Raw genomic sequence first — 19,556 nt, forward strand, 5'->3', positions numbered from 1 at the left:
TCAGCCGGGGGCGAGGAGACCGGCCACCAGGGCCCGGAGCCCGTCCCGGTAGGTGTCCTCGGCGGTCAGCGCGGCCCAGCGGTCCGCGACCTGCGCCAGCCGGGGCAGCTCGTCCGGGTCGATCTCGCCGAAGACCTGCTCCCGGTAGGTCGCGCGGTCGTCGCCCTCGCGCCGCCGGGCCGCCGTCGCCCGGACCACGATCTCTCCGGCGGTGTAGTACCAGATCGCCCGGTAGCCGTGCACGGCCCGCTCGGGGGACAGCCCGCAGCCGACCAGGCCGTCCACGATCTGCTCGACGAACCACAGCGCCGATGTCGACATCAGGTCGTCGGCCGTGAGCACCTCCACGATCCAGGGGCAGGCGGCGAGCGCCTCGTGGATCGCGGCGGCGGCGACGACGACCCGCTCGCGCGGATGGTCGGGCAGTTCGGGACGGCGCAGCGCCCGCGCGGCGTAGTCGTCGAGCAGCAGGACGAGGAGTTCGTCCTTGTCGCGGACGTGGTGGTAGAGGGCCATCGGCGTGCTGCCGACCTCCGTGGCCAGCCGCCGCATGGTCAGCCGGTCCACGCCTTCCTCGGTCACGATCCGGCGGGCCGTCGCGATGACCTCCGCGCGGGAGATGCGGGGAGGTCGGCCGGGGGATCTGCGCGGTACGGACGGCTGCGGCATGCCCCCATCCTTCCCCAGGTGTCGACAGCGGCGGTCACCGGCGCTAGTTTCTATACATGTATAAAAACTCACGGGGGCGACCCGGCGTGGTCCTTGCGGCAGCGGCCGTCGCCCAGTTCGCCTTCGCCCTGGACATGTCGGTGGTCAACGTCGCACTGCCCGCGATCCGCACCGCGCTGGGCTTCGCGCCGCTCGACCTGTCGTGGGTCGTGCACGTCTACGCGCTCACCTTCGGCGGACTCCTGCTCCTGGGAGGCCGCGCCTGCGACCTGTACGGCCACCGCCGGTTGTTCGTGGCGGGCCTGGCCGTCTTCGGACTGTGCTCGCTCGCGGGCGGGCTGGCCCAGGCGCCCTGGCAGCTGATCGCCGCACGCGCCGGTCAGGGGATCGGCGCCGCCGCGGCCGCACCCGCCGCGCTGGGCATGCTCACCACGACCTTCTCCGAGGGGCCCCGGCGGGTCCGGGCGCTCGGCGTGTGGAGCGCAGTGAACGCGGCGGGCGGAGCGCTGGGCGTGCTGGCGGGCGGCCTGCTGACCCAGTACGCCGGGTGGCGCTGGGTCATGCTGATCAACCTGCCCATCGTGGCGGCGGCCCTCGCGCTGGTCCTGGCGGGCGTGCCCGCCGGAGCGCGGCCCGGCCGGCGCGAGCGGCCGGACGTGCTCGGCGCGGTCCTGGCGACCGGCGGAATCGGGCTGCTGGTGTTCGGCGTCGTCCGCACCGACACCCGCGGATGGGGATCCCCGGCCACCGTGGCGACCCTCGCCGCCGCGGCCGCGCTCCTGGCCGCCTTCGTCCTCGCGGAATCCAGAACCTCCGCGCCGCTGCTGCGCCTCGGCCTGCTGCGCAGCCGCTGGGTGGCCGGGGCCAACGTGCTCGTCTTCCTGGCCGCGGCCGGGCAGTTCACGGCGTTCTACTTCGTGTCCCTGTACATGCAGCAGGTCCTGGGCATGGGCGCCGCCGCGACCGGCGCCGCGTTCCTGCCGTTCTCCGCGAGCCTGGTCGCGGGCTCCGTCGTCGCGACCCGCGTCACCACGGCACGCGGCCCCCGGGCCGCCCTGGTGCCCGGCGCCCTGCTGGCCTCCGCCGGTCTGGGCTGGCTGGCCTTCATCAGCCCCGGCGGCGGCTTCCTCACCGACGTGCTCGGCCCCTGCGTCGTCTCCGGTGTCGGCGTCGGGCTGGTGCTGGCCCCGGTCGCCGCGGCCGCGACCACCGGCGTGGCCGCCCGCGAGGCGGGCATGGCCTCCGGCCTCTTCAACAGCGCCCGCCAACTCGGCGCCTGCGTCGGCCTGGCGGCCCTGGCCACCGTCGCCGCACACCGCACCGGCGCGGCCGCCGACCCCAGCACCCCCGCCGCCCTCAACGACGGCTATGCGCTGGGCCTGGCCGTCACCGCCTGCCTTTTCGTGCTCGCGGCGGCCGTGGCGATCGTGGTGCTGCCCCGCCGCCGGGCCGCGCCGCCCGATCCGGCACCCGCCGTCCCCGCGGGGAATCGGCTGGAGGGGACACCGTCATGACGCTCCCGGCGACCTGACGCCGTCAGCCCCCGCGACGGTCCTCGCGGGGGGCCACCGCGCCCTCGCCGAAGGACGCGGTGAGCGCGCGGGCGATGAGGTCGGGCAGCGCTGTCCGCCCGTCGTCCTCGGCCCAGCGGGTGAGCGCCGTGTGCATCGCGGCGAGGCAGGCGCTGGTCGCGGCCTGGGCGCGGAAAGCGGCGTCGGGGTCGGCGGTGGGGTCGGGGTCGGGGCCTGAGCCACGGTCGGCCTCGGGGCCTGAGCCACGGTCGGGGTCGGCGGCGTCGGGGTCGGGGCCGTCGGGGTCGGGGGCGGAGCCCGAGCTGCCGAGGGCGTCGACGATCGCCTGCTGGAGGGCGTACTGGCTGTCCAGGTGGCGGGCCCGCAGTGCAGGGGTCGCGACCATGAGGCGGAGGCAGTCCAGCAGGAAGCGCTCGTCCGCCTCCCGGCTGTCTCCGCCGTCCCCGCCATCCCCGCCGGTGAGGGCCCTCGCCGCCTCGACCAGCGCGCCGCCGACGCGGCGTACCAGCGGCTGCGACGGGGGAGAGGCCGCGACCAGCTCGGCGATGATCCGGGCGGGCCGGTCGACGAGGACGAGGTCCTCCTTGGTGGGGAAGTGCCGGTAGACGGTCATCGCCGAGACACCCGCGGCCTCGGCGACGTCGGCCACCGTCACCTCGTCGTAGCCGCGGTCGGTGAACAGCCTTACCGCGTGCGCCTGGATGAGGCCGCGCGTCTCAAGTCGCCGCCGTTCGCGCAGAGTTGGGTGCCGCTCGCTCATGTGGTAGACACTACCATTATGTTAGTGACTCACATATGGGCGAGGTGGCGACGTGGGTGAACTCATGGGCAGAACAGCCCTGGTGACAGGCGCGTCGCGCGGCATCGGGCAGGCGGTCGCGGTCCGGCTAGCGGCTGAAGGGGCCACGGTCGCCGTGCACTTCGGGACGGACGTGGGCGGGGCGGCGGCGACGGTCGAGGCGATCGAGCGCGAGGGCGGGACCGCGTTCGCCGTCCAGTCCGAACTGGGCCTGGACGGCGACGTGGACAGGCTCTTCGACGGTGTCGAGGCGGGGCTCGCCGGGCGCCCGCTCGACATCCTCGTCAACAACGCGGCGGCCGCGCCCGCCGGTCCGCTCGGCGCGACGACCCGCGAGCAGTTCGACCACCTCTTCGCGGTGAACGTGCGGGCGCCGTACTTCATCGTCGAGCGCGCGCTGCCGCTCATGCGCGAGGGCGGCCGGATCGTCACCGTCTCCTCGGTGGCGACCCGGATGGCCAACCCGACACAGACGTCCTTCGCCATGACGAAGGGCGCGGTCGAGACGATGAGCCGGACCCTCGCCGCCCAACTCGGGCCCCGGGGCATCACGGTGAACGCCGTCGCCCCCGGTGCCACCAGGACGGCGACCAACGGGGTCGTCTTCGACGCGGTGCCGGGCCTGTCCGAGATGATCGTCGGCATGACGGCTCTCGACCGGCTGGGCGGGCCCGACGACGTGGCCGACATCGTCGCCTTCCTCGCCTCCGACGCCTCCCGGTGGGTGACCGGCCAGGTGATCGACGCGAGCGGCGGCCTGTTCCTCGGCCCGCGCGTCTGACCCGCCCCGGCGCGTCCGGTTCTTTGTCGAGCGCGGCGCCCCGGAGGGGGAGGCGTCGCGCTCGACGGGGGGCTACGGGCGGGGCGTCCGCGCGGAGAGGCGGGCGTGCGCCTTGGTCAGCGCCGGGACGAGGACGTACGCGGCGACGGGGACGACGATGCCGGTCAGGATCAGCGTGCGCAGCAGCAGCGGCAGGGTCGCGATCCGCGGCCCGAGCAGGCCCAGGACGAGGGTGATCACGGGGTAGACGGCGAGCCAGGTGATGAGCGCGCGCCGGTGCGCCGAAGGGGCCGGGGCGGCGGCGGGAGCGTTCGCGGACATGGCGGATCTCTCCTCGGGGGTCGTGATCGGAGTCCATCTCCAACCGGACGGTTGGAAGTGTGGCACAGTCGCGCCCAGAATTCCAACCACCCGGTTGGGATTGGGCTAGACTGCCTCCATGGCCTGGGACACAGCACGGACGAAGCAGCTGCTGCTCGACGCCGCCGTGGCGGAATTCGCGGAGTACGGCCCCGAGGGCGCGCGGGTGGCGCGGATCGCCGAGCGGGCGGGCGTCAACAAGGAGCGGATCTACCCCTACTTCGGGGACAAGCAGAAGCTCTTCGAGGCCGTGCTCGCGGCCGAGCTGGAGAAGATCGCGGCGGCCGTCCCGCTGACCCCCGACCACGCCGCCGACCTCGGCGACTACGCGGGCCGCGTGTACGACTACCACCGCGCCCACCCGCACTTCGTCCGCCTCCTGGCGTGGGAGGGCCTCCAGGCCACCCCGCACGTCCCCGCGGAGCCCGCCCGCGCCGCGCACTACGCGCAGAAGGTCGCCTCCGTGGCCGCGGCCCAGCAGTCCGGCGCCCAGGCCCCCGACCTCACCGCGGGCCAGCTCATGCACGCGGTCATCGCCCTCACGGCCTCCTGGTTCACCCTCCCCCAGCTCGCCCGCATGCTCCTCCCCGAGATCACCGCCGCGGGCCCGGCCTCCGAACGCGACTCCCTCGTCACCCTCGTCCGCCGCCTGACGGCTCACTGAGGCGCGCGCGACGGGGGCGGTCCCCTTCCTGTGGGAGCCGGCGGCGACCGGCTCCGTCACCCGCCGCCCGGACGTGATCCAGCTCCTCCGGAGGATCCTCGCCCACGGCAACCCGCCCCGCTTGACCTTGCCCCTGGGGCAGGGGCGAACGTGGCCGTGTCGGTCGCATCAGCGGGAGGAGAGCGGATGACCTGCGTCATTCTCGACATCGGCGGCGTGCTGGAGATCACGCCGGACACCGGCTGGGTCCGGCGCTGGGAGGAACGGCTCGCCCTGCCGCCGGGCGCGGTGGGAGAGCGGCTCGCCGACGTGTGGCGGGCGGGCAGCGTCGGCCGCGTCCGCGAGGACGAGGTCCACGCCGAAGTGGCCGCCCGCCTGGGCCTCGACGCCCCCGGGACGCAGTCCTTCATGGCCGACCTCTGGACGGAGTACCTGGGTACGCCCAACACCGAGCTCATCGCGTACGTCCAAGGTCTCCGCGGACGCTGCCGGTTGGGCATCCTCAGCAACAGCTTCGTCGGCGCCCGGGAACGGGAGACGGCCCGCTACCACTTCGACGAACTGGTCGACCACATCGTCTACTCGCACGAGATCGGCATCGGAAAACCCGACCCCCGGGCCTACGCCGCCGCGTGCGACGCGCTCGAAGTCCCACCGGAAAGCTGCCTGTTCGTGGACGACACCCCGGTCAACGTGGCGGCGGCCCGCGCTGCGGGCCTGTACGCCCACCTCTTCGAGGACACCGCCGGGACGATCCGGCGGATCGCCGCCCACCTGGACCGAGCACTGCTACCGGGAAGTGCCGCGGGTCCCGCGGTGCGCGGGGCCTACGCGTTCAGCACCGCGGACAGCGCCTGCTCCAGGTCCGCGAGGGTGCGGTAGTGCAGGCCCGTCATGCCGAGGGCGGTGGCCGCGGTGACGTTCTCCTCGCGGTCGTCGACGAACAGGCAGCGCGCGGGAGGGACTTCGGCGCGGCGGGCGGCGATGCGGTAGATCTCCGGGTCGGGTTTGACCACGCCGACGCGGGCGCTGCTCACCACGTGGTGGGGGAGGTCGGACAGGCCCAGGGTGTCGAGGTCGGCTTCGAGGGTGAGGTCGGCGTTGGTGACCAGCACCAGGGGCATGTGGGGGCGCAGGCGGCGCAGGAGGGCGACCACCGCGGGGTCGGCGCGGAAGGGGGAGCGCGTCATCGCGGCCGCCAACTCCCTTGCCTGCGCCGGGGATACGTGCGCGGTGAGCCCCGCGGCGATGGCGGTGGCCCACTCCGCCCTGGTGATCCGGCCCAGCAGCAGCGGCCCGTCGACCTCGGGGGCGAAGGCGACCGCGGCGGTGGTGCCCTCGGGCAGGCCCGCCGCCCGCTCCAGGGCGGTGAGCGCGGACGTGTCGAAGAAGCGGATCACGTTGTCCAGGTCGCACAGGACCGCGTCGAAGGGCCTGGCCGGGGTTGCTCCGTGGGGCGTCACGGAGCATGCATAGCACGGCTCAGGAGCCGTTGCCCCGGGTCAGGCGGTACGTACGCGGGTCGGCGATGCCGTGGACGTCCTCGGCGGTGAGGGCGCCGGGGCCGCCGCGGAGCTGGAGGTGGCGCTGCTCCCGTACCGGGTGCAGGCCGAAGGAGGACTCCAGCTCCAGGTCGAGGCGGGACGCGGCGGGGGTCGACCACCAGCGGCCGGTGAGCCTGCCCTCCAGGCCCGCCCGGCGGTGCACGCCGGTGAGGTGGCCGCTCTGCTCGGCGCTGGAGGAGCCGTCGCCGTCGGAGGAGCCCGTCAGCTCGGCCTCCAGCACGTCCCCGTCCCGCGCGTCGCTCTCGATCGTCCAGCGGCCCGGCCCGACCGCCGTACCGTCCTCCGCGGGCGGCGCGTCGGAGGGCTGCCTGTCCAGCAGTTGGTGGACGGCGGCCGCCGCGTCGTCGGCCGAGCTGCCCGGCGGCATCTGCTCGGCCCCCTCGGGCGCGTCCGTGCCGTCGAGCGGCCACACCAGGCACGGCTTGCCGAAGTCGGCCGCGTACGTGCGCTGTTCGGCCACGTGCGCGTCCTCCGCCGCGGCCGACGACCAGACGACGAGCAGCACGTCGCAGGCCCCGAGGTCCTGGAGCACCGGCTCGGCGGGCAGTTCGTCGGACAGGTCACGGGATTCGTCCACGGCGGTGCGGGCGCCCCCGGCGCGCAGCAGCGCGTCCAGCGCGTCGGCCTGCGCGGAATCCGCGGGCGCGTGGGCGAGGAAGACCCCGGGGGGCCGTGGGGTGGCGGGTTCTTCGGGCACGGGTGCCTCAGACCTCCGCGTCGTAGGAGTCGGCGTCGCTGCTGTGGTACCAGGGGGCCGCGGGGTCGTAGGACGCGAGGTAGTAGTCCGCCGCGCAGCTGTACGTCTCGGGGAAGAGCTGGTGCGCCCGCTGCCTGAGGATCGCCATGGCCGCGAGTTCGTTCTTCAGCCCTTCCTGGTCCTGCTGGTTGGCGGGCTTGGCCTTCTCGTCGTCCACGAGCTGCTGCGCCGCCTGGAGGTTGTCCTTCAGGAACTGCGGCCATTGTGCCGGATTGCTGCTGTACGTGTAATTCGGTGTCACCCGGTAGTGGATGAGCTTGGGCCATCTGCCCAGCGGCTTGTTCAGCGGCGCCGCCGGGTCCAGGACGTGCGTGACGGTCGGGTGCGTCTTCTCGTACGGCTTCAGCGCCTTCGCGCTCGTCTCGGCGCCCTGGACGGTCTGGCCCGGCGCGATCCAACCGAGCTTGCCGTCGGGCAGGTTGACCGGCGGGTTGCCGGTGATCCACTGCTCGTAGGAGGCGACGAGACCGTGGGTGCCGCTCTGCATCGCGGCGCGGATGGGGCGTTCGACCTTGTTGTAGTGCTCCTGGGTGTTGGATTTGGCCGAGCCCATGAAGATGTTCCAGGCCGTGTCGTCGGCGCCCGCGGTGAAGGCGCTGTTGATCGCGTGCATCGCGGTGGCCGCGTTCTGCTGGCCGTTGGCGCGGACGAGGTTGACGTCGGCGGCCTTCATCGTCGAGAAGTCGGCGGGCTCGCCGGGCGAGGAGCCGCCGCCGGTGTTGCTGAGCATCCGCTCCAGGTAGAGGGAATTGCCGAGCGTGCCGCCGTTCGGGTAGACGTAGCCCTGCCCGGCGATCGTGTCCGTCGCGAGCGAGCCGAGCGTCGCCGCGGAGGCGGACATGCCAGAGAACGGCTCGAAGACGACGGCCCGTTGCACTGCCCCGCCGCCCGACCACGGCTCCGCGCAGTCGTGCTCGTCCTCCCCGGCATGCTGCTCTCCGCCTGCCGCCGGTGCCGAACTGCGCATCACCCGTACGGCGTTGGCCTCGGCCGCCCGCTCGAAGCGGTCGGCGGGGTCGGAGACGCTGAGGCCCGCGCCGTTGTCGGTGCCCGCGACCGGGCCCTGCCGCTGCTGCAGCACATGCGTCAACTCGTGGGCCAGTGTGTGCCGGTCGCCACCGCCCTTGCCGAGCACGACATGGCTGCCCGAGGTGTACGCGCGGGCGCCGACCTCGGCCGCGGAGACGGCCGCGGCGCTGTCGTCGTGGATCCGCACGTCCCCGAAGTCCGCCCCCATCCGGCCTTCCATGTCCGAGCGGACGGCGGCGGCCAGCGGGCGCCCGGGCCTGCGCAGCACGTCCTGCACGGTGGAGCGCTGCACTGCGCCGCCGCCCTGCCCGCCCGACGCGGCCCGCCGCAGCATCTGCACGACGGCCCGGTTCCCGCTGCCCGCCTGCATCGCCTTCAGCCCGGGCAGGGGCGCCCCGCCGCTGCCGCGCCGGACGGGCGCGGCCGTCCGGGCGTCGCGCTCGGCGGAACGGGACCTGTCATTGTCTCGGGCGTGCACAAGGGGCCCCTTCCCGCTGGGTACGGCAACACCCTCTTCTCTACGCACCCGGCGCACGCCGCACCAGGGACCGGAGGGCAGAACCGGGGGCACGCGGGGGCACCGCGGGGTGCGGGAGTTGCCGCGGCACCCGGGCGCTCGGCGCAGGTGCCGGGCCACACCGTACGGGGCCGGGGCGGCTCGTCGGGGGGAGCAGCAAGCGGGGCCCACCGGGAGCGGTCCTTGCCCCGAACCCCAGCCCTGCGCTGGGGACTTCTGGCACAGTGGGCGTATGGGGGAGTACCCGGCCCGGAGCCACGGAGAGCAGCACCGCCACCCGTACGCCCACCCGGCCCCCGCCGCCCAAGCACCCGCCACCGGCGTGCCGTTGGAGCCCTCCGAAGACGCCCGGACGCTGCCCGGAGCCGCGGTGCCGCCGCCGTACGGCTCCCCGCGGGTGGCGGCCGAGCCGTCCGTCCCGTCGGCACCGGTGAGCCCGGCCCTCGCGGGGCCGCCCGCGCCCGTCGCCGCAACGGGACACGCCGCCGCGAGGCCCGCCGACCCCGACGCGCCCCTGCGCGCCGCCTGGGTCGCGGTGTGCTCGGCCCTGGACGGGACGCTGGTCGGCGCCGGGGTGGTCGTCGCCGAGGGCGTCGTCCTCACCTGCGCCCACGTCGTCAACTCCGCCCTCGGCCGGGACCGGCTGGCCGCCGCGGAGCCCGGGGACGCCGACCTCGCGGCGGTCGCGCTCGTGCTGCCCTCGGCCGGGTCGGGCCGCCACCGGCCCACGCTCGTGCGGTGGGACGCCCCGCGCGCGTCGGCCCGCTCCGGAGTGTGGGACGGCGACCTCGCGCTGCTCAGGCTCCCCGCGGACGCGCCCGCGGTGGCCCCGGTACGCCTCGGCGAAGCGCCCTTCGGCGGCAAGGCGTGGGCCTGGTACGCGAGCGGCGACGGGCGCACCGCGGTCGACGTGCACGTGCAGAAGGCCCTCGGCCCGTGGCTGCTGCTCGACCCGGGAAGCGCCCAACTCGCCGTCCGGCGCGGCTACAGCGGCGGTCCGCTGTGGGATTCGGCGGCGGGCACGCTCGTCGGCGTCATGGTCAGCGCCGAGAGCGAATACCGGCGCTATTACGCGATCGGGCCCGACGCCCTCCGCGCGCTGCTGGCCGGTGCGGGCCTCGGCGAGGCGGGCCCGCGCACCCCGCACGACGCGTGGCTGCACACCCGGCTGACCGGGGCCCTCGGCGCCCTCCCGCCCGAACGCCACGCCCGCGGTGCCGAGTTGCTCGGCTGGGCGCTGCATCTGCCCGGCGGCCCGCCGCGCACCGCGCAGGAGGCCGCGGACGCCGCGCTGGCCCATCCGCGCGGCCTGCCCGCCCTGCGGGACGCGTTCGCCGACCCGGCCGCGTCCGAAGCGGGCCCTTTCGAACGGGAGTTGGCGGACGTCGCCGCCCGGAGCACGCCCGTGCGGCTGCTCGGCCCCGACGACCACGCGCGCCTGGGCGCGCTGCTCGCCGCCGTACCGCTGCCGGAGCTGCTCGCCGCGGCGCGCGCCGCCGTACCGTATCTGCCGCTGTCCGCCGACCGGTTGCCGGACACGGCCGCGCTGCTGGACCACCTGGAGGACCGCGCCGCCGATCCCGGCGTGACGCCGCCGCTGCTCCAGATGGTGGAGGAGACGGCGGCGCGGCGCGCCGACGTGCGCGCGGAGCTGCACGAGTGGAGCGGGCGGGTCGCCGCGCGGCTGCGGGTGCGGCCCGGCGCGCTGGAGCAGGTCAGGGCCGACGCCAGGGCCCGCTCCCGGACCGGGGGCCCGGCCCTGCCCGTGCTGCGGGTGTGGCTGTGGGAGCGCGGCCGGGACGCCTTCGGCTACGTCATCCGGCTCTACGACGGCGACGACCGCCTGCTCGACACCTGGTCCGCGCACGACACCCCGCGCGGGCACGCCGACCTGTGCGCCGAACTCGCCGACGCCGTACGGACGCTGGCCGACCAGGGCCCCAACGCGGGGGTCGAATTCCTGCTGGAGCACGGCTCCTTCGGGCTGCCCTTCGACCGCTGGCCCCTCCCCGTACCGGAGGTGGGGCCGCGCATGCTCGGCACGGACCACGTGGTGGTGCTGCGCGGCCAGCGCCAGCCGTCGCGCGGCCCGTGGGAGCGCCGCTGGGGCAGCCTCGCGTCGGCCGCGAACGTCGTCGGCGACGCGGACGACGCCGACGAGCTGCTGGGCGAGGACCTGGACGCCGCCCTCGTCCTCGCCGCCTGCGCGCCCGCCGACATCGACCAGGTCGTACGGCTGTGCAGGTACTACGGGGTGCCGGTCGTCCTGTGGCACCGGCAGGGCGAGGGCGACGCGGGCGCGCTGCTCGACATCGTCGGCCACGACTGGCGGCGCTCCCTGCGCGAGGCGGTGCGGCGCCACCGCGTCAGGGCCCGCAACGACGACCGCAAGATCGGCGCCCACCTCGCCCTGCTCTGGGAGGACCCGCGCTGGGACCCCCGCCGAGCGGGCCTGGCCGAGCCCGTCCCCCTCAACTGACCCCGCTCTGAGACCTTTTCAGAACCGACCACGTCCCGAAAGGCGGTCCCCGTGACCGGCACCCCCGCAGACCCCGGCGAGCCCGGCACGCCCGCGACGGGCGCCCGTCCCGGCGACGGCGCCGAGCCCGGCGGGGTCGGCAGCGCGGGCCTGCCCGGCGGATTCGGCGCCGCCGACACCTCCGACAGGTCCGTGGGGCCAAGCTTCTTCGGGTCCCCCGCACACATGAACATTCACGCCCCCCTGCCCGTAAGCGGACCCTCCGACGCCCCGCCCCCGCGCGAACGCCTCTTCCGCGGGACCGGCGAGCGCTACGCCGACGACGTCCCGCTGCCCGAGCCGCCGCCCTGGCGGAAGGCCCGCGCGGACGGCACCGCGCGCACCTCCCGGCCGTACCTGATCGGGCCCGAGCAGGTCGAGGTCGTCAACGCGGCGCTGCGGCTGCGCCGGCCGCTGCTGGTCACCGGCAACCCGGGCACCGGCAAGTCCTCGCTCGCCTACGCCGTTGCCGACGAGCTGGGCCTCGGGCCGGTCCTGGTGTGGCCGGTCAACACCCGCTCGACCCTTACCGACGCGCTCTACCGCTACGACGCGATCGGCCGCCTGCGCGGCGACGGCGGGCGGGCCGGTACCGGGGCCGCTGCCGGAGCCGAGTCCGACGCGACGGCGGGCGTGGGCAGTTACGTACGGCTCGGCCCGCTCGGCACCGCGCTCGCCACCCGCCACGAGGGCCGCCCCCGGCTCCTGCTCATCGACGAGCTCGACAAGAGCGACGTCGACCTGCCCAACGACCTCCTCCATGTCCTGGAGGAAGGCGAGTTCACCATCCCCGAGCTGGCCCGGCTGCCCGAGAGCCCGCACGGCGTTCCCGTCCACACCGAGGGCTCGCACGAACGCGTCACCGTCCACCGCGGCAGCGTGCGCTGTGCCGACTTCCCGCTCGTCGTCATGACCAGCAACGGCGAACGCGAATTCCCGCCCGCCTTCCTGCGCCGCTGCGTCCGCCTGGAGCTGCCCGACCCGGGCCCGCGCCAGCTCCAGGACATCGTCCGCGCGCATTTCGCCGAGGCCGGGCCCGGCGCGCTCGCGGCGCAGTGGCCCGCGATCGAGGTCCTGATCGAGAACTTCGTCGCCCGGCGCGACCTCGGGGGCCTCGCCACCGACCAACTCCTGCACGCCGTCCACCTGTTGCGGCAGGGCATCCAGCCCGACGAACGCCACCTGCGGGAGGCGGTGCTGCGTGAACTCCACGACCGGGGAGGGCGGTGACCCGGGGCGCCACCGGCCCGCACCGCCGTTCATCGGTAGCGAGGCGTGGCCGGGAGCGCAGGCGTGGCCGGAGGAGCCCTGGGTGGGAATCGGGACCATCCACGCGGGCGGGTCGGCGCTCGTGGAGCCCCTGCCCGGCGACGGGGGGAGCAGGCGCGTACAGCATCTCCACGACATCCTCGCCGGAGCCGGAGTCGACCTGACACCGGGCGAGTTGGCGGACGCGCTGTGGCTCGCCCTCGCGCAGGGCGCCCCCGAGCCGGTGGCGCCGACCCCACTGCCCACGCCGCCCCCGCAGTTCGAGCGGCCGCCCGAGCCGGGGTACGCCGGGCCCGCCCGCTCCGGCTCCGGCCTCCCGCGCCCGCCGGAGAACGCCCGGATCCTGCCCCCGCCGGTCCGGCCCGCGCCTGCGCCCGTCCCCGAGCCCCCGCCCAAGCCCCTCCCCGAGCCGCTGCCCGCGCTCCCACCCGCCACCGGCCCCGCCGCCCCGCGCCACCACCCCGTCTTCGCCCTCGCCCACGCCCGCCCCGGCCGCGGTGCCGCGCCCGTCCGTGTGCCCGGCGTGCCCGGCCTGCCCAACCCCCTCGATGTCGTACGGGCGTTGCGCCCCCTGGGGCGCCGAGTCTCCTCCCTCCACCGCTTCGAGCTGGACGAGGCCGCGACCGCCGAGGCCATCGCCGACAGCGGCGGCCCCGGTGTCGTCCTGCGCCCGGAGCGGGCCCGCTGGCTCGACCTCGTCCTCGCCGTGGACGACGGGATCGGCCTGCGCGTCTGGCAGGACACCCTCACCGAACTCACCCGCGTGCTCGGCACGTCCGGCATCTTCCGCACGGTCCGCCGTGTCGGCTTCGCCACCACGCCGGTCAACTCCGCCGTGGTGGACGGCAATCGGACGGCCGTGCTCGCCGTGACCGACGGCGTCGGCCCCGCGTGGCGCTCCGGCGCCGCCCACCGCACCCTCGCCGCCTGGGCCCGCAAGGCCCCCACCGCCGTCCTGCACCCGCTCCCGCTGCGCCTCTGGCCGGGCACCGCCCTCCCCGCCGAGCGCCTGCGCGTCCGCAGCGGCCGCCCCGCCCCCGCCAACCACCTGCTGCGCGCGTACGACCCGTGGCTCCCGGCGCATCTCGCCGAGCCTCTCGAACTCCCGGTTCCGGTCCTGGAGTTGGGTGACTGGTCGCTCGCCCCCTGGGCGTCCCTGATCGCCTCCCACGGCGGCACCGCGCAACTCCACGTCGTGGACGCGGCGGCTCCCACCCCGCCCGCCGCCCCCGCGGTCGCGGGCCGGCCCGCCGACCGCCTGCGCGCCTTCCAGGAGACGGTCAGCCCCGAGGCGTACGAACTCGCCGCACACCTCGCCTCCGTGGACCCCCTCACCCTCCCCGTGATGCGCGTCGTCCAGTCCGCCGCCCTCCCCGGCACCAGCCCGTCCTGCCTTGCGGAGGTCCTGCTCAGCGGCCTCCTGCGGGTCGACACCCCACTCGCGGGCTTCGACGTCTACACCTTCGCCCCCGAGGTCCGCGCCCTCCTCCGCATGGCCGTCCCGGCAACCGACGCCCGCCGCACCCTCGACGCCGTCACCGCCTTCATCACCCCGCGCCTGGGCCGCGCCCCCGACTTCCCCGCGCTGATCGCGACCCGCAGCGGCACCCTGGCGCTCCCGCTGGGGGCCACGCCCTTCGCAGAACTGCCCGCGCCCGCGCAGGAGCCGGACCCGTACGCGGGGCTGCCGCCGCACCCGGCGGAGCGGTACGTGGTGGCCGTGTGGAATCCGGACGGCGGCGACCCCCGGGCGGGCTACCTGGTCGCCGACGGCCTTGTCCTCACCACGTCGCGCAGGCTCCCCGGGGAACCCCCCGCCATTGTCGCGGTGGAGATGCCGGGTTGGGAGGACCGCGCCCGTGCGCACCTGGTGACCGGGGGAAACTCCGACGCCCTGCTGTACCGGATCGAGGGCGAGCAGGCGTCCCGTATCCGTGTCCCCCCGGTGGTGTTCAGCTTCGTGACGGAGTCCGGCGCCACCGACGCCTCCTTCCCGGCCTCCGTGGCGTACGGCGCCCTCGTCCGCGGCCTGCCGGGGGAGTCCGGCGAGGAGGCGGACCAGGACGCAACGCACTTCCACCCCTGTCTGGACCCGGTGACCGTCGTTCCGCTGTCGTATCTGCCGGGCCCGGTCGTCTACGGTCTCGGCCCGTTCCGGAACCGTCTGCACACCGCCGTCGCCGTGATGTCCGGCGGCGCGGTCTTCCACGAGAAGGCGCTGTGCGGCATCGCCCTGGGGCCCAAGGTCGAGGACGTCAGCGTGGAGGAACCCACGATGACGCCCGCGCCGTACTTCCTCTTCGACGACGAGTTCTACGCCGCCCTCGGCTCACCGGCGACCGACCTGGACCTGCCGGGCCGCCCCTTCCTGCGCCCGCGCCGCCCGCAGACCGCGGACCCCCGGGCCCCGCAGGCGGAGCCGCCCGCCTCCGCCCCGCCCGCCCCCGCGTCCCCCGGCACCTCCCCGCTGTCGCCCGAGGCGGTGCCGCGCGATCTCGCCCCGCCCCCGGCCCCCGCAGGGCTGACGCTCGACGAGGCGGACGCCCTGCGGGAGTTGAGGAGAGCCGCGCTGCCCGCCGACGGGTACGCCTCGGGCACGCTCGTGCTGCGGGGGGCGGCGGGCGGGCCGCGCGCGGTGGCCGCGGCCTTCGTTGCCGAGCACCGGGCGTACTTCTCCGGCGTCCTCTGGTACACCCGGGTCGCCCACCCGCTGCCCGCGAGATACCCCGCCCTGGGCGAAGCCCCCCTGCTGGCCGTCCTGGAGGATTGCGAGGACCAGCTGTTCCTGCCTCCCGAACGCGGCCTGCTGGTGCTGGCGTTGGGCGACCGGGTGGCGGGACGCGGCTTCCGGGAGATCAGGATCGGTTCGGGTTCCGCCGCCTCCCGGGTCGACCACCCGGTCCACGTCACCCCGGAGGCGCTGCCCAGGCCGCCCGGCGGAGGTCAGCGGGTGAACCCGCCGGTGCGGGTGTCCGGGACCATGCCGGATCAGGTCCTGGACGATCTGCTCCGGATGCTGCCCTGGCTCGCCCCGGAGGTGTCCTTCGACCTCCTCGAAGTGCTCTGGCAGGCAGGCGCGTTGAGCGGGGCCCTCGGCGCGCTGACCGGGAACCGCTCCCTCGGTGTCAGCTGGGGACGCCGCGAGGTGAGCCTGCGGGACGGGCAGCGCAGGGCCCAGGACGCCCGCGGCAGGGCGCTGGCCGAGCGGATGCTGCTGGGCGCGTACGGGGAGGAGTGGTCCGGTCACCGGCCGCGCCGCGCACCGGGCGCGACCGAACTCGCCCGCCATGTGGTCGCCTTGTCCGCGGCCGTCCCGCCCGAGGACGACGACGAGTACAGCGTCCGGCTCTTCGCCCGCGCGGCGAGCCACATGCTCCAGTACGGCGACGGGCCCGTCGGCGTCCGCCTCGCCGAGCGGGCGCTGGAGTACGCCGAGCGGGAGCCCCGGCCCCGTGGGCCGCGCCCGCTCGCGGTGGAATCCCGCGGCGAACTGGCCCGCCTGGCCGTCGAGTCAGGCGTGGACGCCTTCCTGGCCCTGTCCCGCAAGTCAGCCGGTTCGTACGCACTCGAAGCCTCCGGATCCACCGCCCTGCGGTGGAGCATCCAGAGCCGACTGGCCTCCGCCGTCGCGGCGCAGGAGGCGGGCGACCGGACCGGCGCCCTCCGGTCCTACGAGCGGGCGCACGAGTTGGCGGTCGACCTCTTCGGCCGCTCCGACCCGCTGGCGGAGGCCATCAGGTCGGCCACTCCGCTGGGCCCCGCGGACTGAGGGAACGCTGCCCCGCCGGGGTACACACCCGGCGGGGCACGCGCGCCCTACAAACACGCGCCCCGCGGGATCAGTTGGGCACCGCCAAGAGCAGCGCGAACCGCTCGTCCGGGTCCGTCCACCACTGCCTCACCGTGAAGCCCCCTTCGCGCAGCTCCTGCGTGAGCGATTCGCGGCGGAATTTGCACGACAGCTCCGTGCGCAACTCCTCGCCCGCGGCCAGCGAGAGGCCCAGATCCACGCCCGGGATCTTCACGGACTGGGCCGCGCGCGAGCGCAACCGCATCTCGATGCGCTCCTCGTCCGCGTTCCAGAGCGCGACGTGCTCGAAGGCGTCGGGGTCGAAGTCGGCGCCCAACTCCCGGTTCAGCACGTGCAGCACGTTCTTGTTGAACTCCGCGGTGACGCCCTGCGCGTCGTCGTACGCGCGCACGAGCACGTCCGGGTCCTTGACCAGGTCCGCGCCGAGCAGGAGTACGTCGTCGCTGGTGAGGGAGAGCGCGAGGGTGCGGTAGAAGGCCTGGCGTTGGGCCGGGTCGAAGTTGCCGATCGTGCTGCCGAGGAAGGCGAGCAGGCGCGGGCCGGGCTCGTCCGACAGCGGCAGGCCGCCCTCGAAGTCGGCGACGGTCGCGCTGACGGTGAGGCCGGGGTAGTCGCGGCAGATGGCCTCGCCCGCCTCGGCCAGAGCCGCCCCGCTGACGTCCAGCGGGGCGTAGCGCAGCAGCGTGCCACCGGCAGTGAGCGCGTCGAGCAGCAGCCGGGTCTTGCGGGAGGAGCCGGAGCCCAGCTCCACCAGGGTGGCCGCGCGGGTGATCGCGGCGATCTCGGGGGCGCGGCGGACGAGGATCTCCTGCTCGGCCCGGGTCGGGTAGTACTCCGGCAGCCGGGTGATCTCCTCGAAGAGGTCGCTGCCGCGCTTGTCGTAGAACCACTTGGGCGGCAGTGTGCGCGGCGCGTCGGCGAGGCCCGCGCGGACGTCGGCGTGCAGCGATTCGGTGAAGTAGTCGGCGGGCAGCCGGTCGTCGAGGGTGAAGCGGCTCTTCTGCACAGGCATGTGGTCTCGCTCCTTGCGGTCGGCGGCGGCCCCCGGGGGGCGCAGCGGGATGGGACGCAGCGGGATGATCCGTACTCCTGCGGTGGTGGCCAGCAGCAGCGAACGGTCGGGGACTTCCCGCCATTCGCCGAACCCGGCAGCGGCCCCGTACGCGACGGGGCCCGCGGGCTCGTCGTCGGGCTCGGAGGCGACCAGCACCGCACCCGCCCCCGTGCGGTACCAGAGGGTGTCGCCCCACGCGGTGGCCGCGATCGTGCGGCCGTCCGTGGCCAGGAAGTTGAGCCGCGCGCCCGGCCGGACGGCGGCGACCTCCCGGACGACGGACGCGAGCGCCCCGCCCGGCGGCTGGCCCTGCCGCAGCCGGGCGGCGACCATCGCCCACAGCACCCCCGAGTCGCTGCGGGTCTCCAGGCTGAGGAGTTCGGCCTCGCTCAGCCCGGTCGGCAGCCGCGTCCAGTCGGCGACGGCCCCGTTGTGGCTGAAGAGCCAGTGCCGGTCGCGGAAGGGCGCGGCGGCGGTCTCCTCCTGCGTGGTGCCCTCCGTGGCGGAGCGGACGGCCGCGAGGACGGCCGCGCTGCGGATCGCGCCCGCCAGCTCGGCGAAGTTGGCGTCCGCCCATACGGGCAGGGCCCGCCGGTAGCGCGTGGGCTGCGTGAAACCGTCGTCGTCCTGCGCGGCCGGCGGATACCAACCCACGCCGAAACCGTCCGCGTTGACGGTCCCGTGCCGCTGCCTGCGCGGGTGCCACGACTGCTCGTACAGCCCGCCCGCGGGCCGCCGCAGCAGCCGCTCCAACGGCAACGGCTGCCCGACGTATGCCAGATGACGGCACATCAGCCCTGCTCCGCGGGCGGCGTCGCGGTTTCGTCCCGAGCCGTGCGGAAGCCGGAGAAGATCTGCCGGCGGATCGGGTAGTCCCAGTTGCGGAAGGTGCCGCGGGCCGCGACCGGCGAGACGCCGAACGCGCCGCCGCGCAGCACCTTGTAGTCGGGGCCGAAGAAGACCTCGGAGTATTCCTTGTAGGGGAAGGCCGCGAAGCCGGGGTAGGGCGCGAAGTCCGAGGACGTCCACTCCCACACGTCGCCCATGAGCTGCCGGGCGCCGCTGGGGGCCGCGCCCTCGGGGTAGCTGCCGGCGGGGGCCGGGCGCAGGTGCCGCTGGCCGAGGTTGGCGTGCTCCGGGCCGGGGTCGGCGTCGCCCCACGGGTAGCGGCGGGAGCGCCCGGTGGCCGGATCGTGCCGGGCCGCCTTCTCCCACTCGGCTTCCGTCGGCAGCCGCCGCCCGGCCCAGCGGGCGTAGGCGTCGGCCTCGTACCAGCACACGTGCACCACCGGCTCGTCGGCGGCGACCGGCTCGGTGCGGCCGAAGACCCGGCGCGTCCAGCCCTCGCCGTCGCGCTCCCAGAACAGCGGCGCGACGAGATTCGCCTCGCGGACGTGCCGCCAGCCCTCGGGCGACCACCACGCGGGGTCGTCGTAGCCGCCGGCGGCGATGAAGGCGGCGTACGCGCCGTTCGTGACCGGCACCGTGTCCAGCCAGAAGCCCGGCACCTCGACCTGGTGCGCGGGCAGTTCGTTGTCCAGGGCCCACGGCTCGGTGCTGGTGCCCATGGTGAAGGGGCCGCCGGGTATGTGCACCTCGGGCGGGAGCAGGGCCGCGTCGGCGGGCGCGGGCGGCGGCGCGGGCGCGTCGAGCACGGGTGGGCCGCTGCGCAGTTGGTGGGTGGCGAGCATCGTCTCGTCGTGCTGCTGCTCGTGCTGCGCGAGCATGCCGAAGACGAACGCGCCCGCGAGGAGCCGCTCGGGCTGGTCGGGCGAGGTGTCGACGGTCGCGAGGACGTCGGCGGTCTGCTCGCGTACGGCCGCGATGTACGCGCGCGCCGCGTCGGGGCCCAGCAGCGGCAGCGCGGGACGGTCGGCGCGCGGCGTCCTGAACGCGTCGTAGACGTGGTCGAGGTCGGGGCGCAGCCCGGGGCGCCCGCCGGCCTCCCGGACCAGCCACAGGTCCTCCTGGTTGCCGATGTGCGCGAGGTCCCACACCAGGGGGGACATCAGCGGGGAGTGCTGGGCGGCCAGGTCCGCCTCGTCGACGCTGTCGGTCAGCAGCCGGGTGCGGCGGCGCGCCGTCTCCAGGGCGTCGAGGGCCCGCGCGGCCGGGGTCCGCGCGGCCGGTGCCTGTGCGGCAGCCGGGGCGTCAGTGGTGGATGTGCCGGAAGTGGCGGATGGTGCCTCGGTCGAGGCCGTGCCGGTGGTGCGAGGGTTTGTCACGACATA

The 19,556-nt window shown here is 75.4% G+C and carries 15 protein-coding genes and 1 pseudogene; 7 read left to right on the forward strand and 9 right to left on the reverse strand.

The window, feature by feature from the left end; all coding sequences use genetic code 11:
* Nucleotides 1-669: a TetR/AcrR family transcriptional regulator C-terminal domain-containing protein gene (locus ACH4SL_RS15775; protein WP_398445611.1), complete on the reverse strand. Its 669-nt coding sequence runs from the start codon at nucleotides 667-669 to the stop codon at nucleotides 1-3.
* Between the two features lie 56 nt (nucleotides 670-725).
* Here ACH4SL_RS15775 and ACH4SL_RS15780 point away from each other — a divergent pair, with 56 nt between their 5' ends.
* Nucleotides 726-2,183: an MFS transporter gene (locus tag ACH4SL_RS15780; protein ID WP_398445613.1), complete on the forward strand. Its 1,458-nt coding sequence runs from the start codon at nucleotides 726-728 to the stop codon at nucleotides 2,181-2,183.
* Between the two features lie 22 nt (nucleotides 2,184-2,205).
* Here ACH4SL_RS15780 and ACH4SL_RS15785 read toward each other — a convergent pair whose 3' ends face one another.
* Nucleotides 2,206-2,961: a helix-turn-helix domain-containing protein gene (locus ACH4SL_RS15785; RefSeq protein WP_398445615.1), complete on the reverse strand. Its 756-nt coding sequence runs from the start codon at nucleotides 2,959-2,961 to the stop codon at nucleotides 2,206-2,208.
* 52 nt (nucleotides 2,962-3,013) lie between these two features.
* Here ACH4SL_RS15785 and ACH4SL_RS15790 point away from each other — a divergent pair, with 52 nt between their 5' ends.
* Complete coding sequence (locus ACH4SL_RS15790; RefSeq protein ID WP_398445617.1) at nucleotides 3,014-3,781, forward strand: SDR family oxidoreductase; 768 nt, start codon at nucleotides 3,014-3,016, stop codon at nucleotides 3,779-3,781.
* A gap of 72 nt (nucleotides 3,782-3,853) precedes the next feature.
* Here the strand turns inward: ACH4SL_RS15790 and ACH4SL_RS15795 are convergent, their stop codons facing one another.
* Nucleotides 3,854-4,102, reverse strand: coding sequence for a hypothetical protein (locus tag ACH4SL_RS15795; protein ID WP_398445619.1), 249 nt, complete (start codon nucleotides 4,100-4,102; stop codon nucleotides 3,854-3,856).
* Between the two features lie 118 nt (nucleotides 4,103-4,220).
* Between ACH4SL_RS15795 and ACH4SL_RS15800 the strand changes: the two genes are divergently transcribed.
* Together ACH4SL_RS15800 and ACH4SL_RS15805 are read left to right on the forward strand one after the other, a co-directional pair.
* Nucleotides 4,221-4,805 (forward strand): TetR family transcriptional regulator, encoded by a 585-nt coding sequence (locus ACH4SL_RS15800; RefSeq protein WP_398445621.1) that lies wholly within the window; start codon nucleotides 4,221-4,223, stop codon nucleotides 4,803-4,805.
* A 186-nt stretch (nucleotides 4,806-4,991) separates the two neighbouring features.
* The gene (locus ACH4SL_RS15805; RefSeq protein WP_398445623.1) at nucleotides 4,992-5,687 is read left to right on the forward strand and encodes an HAD family hydrolase; all 696 of its coding nucleotides are present in this window, start codon (nucleotides 4,992-4,994) and stop codon (nucleotides 5,685-5,687) included.
* Here the strand turns inward: ACH4SL_RS15805 and ACH4SL_RS15810 are convergent.
* Genes ACH4SL_RS15810 through ACH4SL_RS15820 form a run of 3 tightly spaced genes read right to left on the reverse strand, consistent with a single transcriptional unit; the run spans nucleotide 5,633 to nucleotide 8,634 of the window.
* Entirely contained in the window at nucleotides 5,633-6,268 is a 636-nt protein-coding gene (locus ACH4SL_RS15810) for an HAD family hydrolase (RefSeq protein WP_398445625.1), read from the reverse strand. The genes ACH4SL_RS15805 and ACH4SL_RS15810 overlap by 55 nt on opposite strands.
* Before the next feature lie 19 nt (nucleotides 6,269-6,287).
* Nucleotides 6,288-7,067 carry a hypothetical protein gene (locus ACH4SL_RS15815; protein ID WP_398445628.1) on the reverse strand — a complete coding sequence of 260 codons (780 nt, stop codon included), beginning with the start codon at nucleotides 7,065-7,067 and terminating at the stop codon, nucleotides 6,288-6,290.
* A 7-nt stretch (nucleotides 7,068-7,074) separates the two neighbouring features.
* Nucleotides 7,075-8,634: a DUF4157 domain-containing protein gene (locus tag ACH4SL_RS15820; RefSeq protein WP_398445630.1), complete on the reverse strand. Its 1,560-nt coding sequence runs from the start codon at nucleotides 8,632-8,634 to the stop codon at nucleotides 7,075-7,077.
* Nucleotides 8,635-8,905: 271 nt separating this feature from the next.
* Between ACH4SL_RS15820 and ACH4SL_RS15825 the strand changes: the two genes are divergently transcribed.
* The 3 genes from ACH4SL_RS15825 (at nucleotide 8,906) to ACH4SL_RS15835 (ending at nucleotide 16,229) form a co-directional block, all read left to right on the forward strand.
* On the forward strand, nucleotides 8,906-11,152 hold the full coding sequence (locus tag ACH4SL_RS15825) for a trypsin-like peptidase domain-containing protein (RefSeq protein WP_398445632.1): 2,247 nt from the start codon (nucleotides 8,906-8,908) through the stop codon (nucleotides 11,150-11,152).
* A gap of 225 nt (nucleotides 11,153-11,377) precedes the next feature.
* Nucleotides 11,378-12,421: an AAA family ATPase gene (locus ACH4SL_RS15830; RefSeq protein ID WP_398446630.1), complete on the forward strand. Its 1,044-nt coding sequence runs from the start codon at nucleotides 11,378-11,380 to the stop codon at nucleotides 12,419-12,421.
* A gap of 82 nt (nucleotides 12,422-12,503) precedes the next feature.
* Nucleotides 12,504-16,229: an SAV_2336 N-terminal domain-related protein gene (locus ACH4SL_RS15835; RefSeq protein ID WP_398445634.1), complete on the forward strand. Its 3,726-nt coding sequence runs from the start codon at nucleotides 12,504-12,506 to the stop codon at nucleotides 16,227-16,229.
* Between the two features lie 70 nt (nucleotides 16,230-16,299).
* Here ACH4SL_RS15835 and egtD read toward each other — a convergent pair whose 3' ends face one another.
* The 3 genes and pseudogenes from egtD to egtB form a co-directional block, all read right to left on the reverse strand.
* Entirely contained in the window at nucleotides 16,300-17,283 is a 984-nt protein-coding gene (egtD, locus tag ACH4SL_RS15840) for an L-histidine N(alpha)-methyltransferase (RefSeq protein ID WP_398446632.1), read from the reverse strand.
* Nucleotides 17,284-17,400: 117 nt separating this feature from the next.
* A pseudogene (gene egtC / locus ACH4SL_RS15845) lies at nucleotides 17,401-18,117 on the reverse strand (ergothioneine biosynthesis protein EgtC); the annotation flags it as partial.
* The gene (gene egtB / locus ACH4SL_RS15850; protein WP_398445636.1) at nucleotides 18,117-19,550 is read right to left on the reverse strand and encodes an ergothioneine biosynthesis protein EgtB; all 1,434 of its coding nucleotides are present in this window, start codon (nucleotides 19,548-19,550) and stop codon (nucleotides 18,117-18,119) included. The gene egtB and the pseudogene egtC, both read right to left, overlap by 1 nt.
* Nucleotides 19,551-19,556 lie beyond the last annotated feature (6 nt).

Source organism: Streptomyces sp. NPDC021020, from assembly GCF_044333285.1.
In the GTDB taxonomy this organism is placed as follows: domain Bacteria; phylum Actinomycetota; class Actinomycetes; order Streptomycetales; family Streptomycetaceae; genus Actinacidiphila.

Excerpts from the sequence above, each read along its gene's own strand:
- ACH4SL_RS15775 (WP_398445611.1), bottom strand. The coding sequence starts at position 669 with ATGCCGCAGCCGTCCGTACCGCGCAGATCCCCCGGCCGACCTCCCCGC.
- ACH4SL_RS15780 (WP_398445613.1), top strand. The coding sequence starts at position 726 with ATGTATAAAAACTCACGGGGGCGACCCGGCGTGGTCCTTGCGGCAGCG.
- ACH4SL_RS15785 (WP_398445615.1), bottom strand. The coding sequence starts at position 2,961 with ATGAGCGAGCGGCACCCAACTCTGCGCGAACGGCGGCGACTTGAGACG.
- ACH4SL_RS15795 (WP_398445619.1), bottom strand. The coding sequence starts at position 4,102 with ATGTCCGCGAACGCTCCCGCCGCCGCCCCGGCCCCTTCGGCGCACCGG.
- ACH4SL_RS15800 (WP_398445621.1), top strand. The coding sequence starts at position 4,221 with ATGGCCTGGGACACAGCACGGACGAAGCAGCTGCTGCTCGACGCCGCC.
- ACH4SL_RS15805 (WP_398445623.1), top strand. The coding sequence starts at position 4,992 with ATGACCTGCGTCATTCTCGACATCGGCGGCGTGCTGGAGATCACGCCG.
- ACH4SL_RS15825 (WP_398445632.1), top strand. The coding sequence starts at position 8,906 with ATGGGGGAGTACCCGGCCCGGAGCCACGGAGAGCAGCACCGCCACCCG.
- ACH4SL_RS15830 (WP_398446630.1), top strand. The coding sequence starts at position 11,378 with ATGAACATTCACGCCCCCCTGCCCGTAAGCGGACCCTCCGACGCCCCG.
- egtD (WP_398446632.1), bottom strand. The coding sequence starts at position 17,283 with ATGCCTGTGCAGAAGAGCCGCTTCACCCTCGACGACCGGCTGCCCGCC.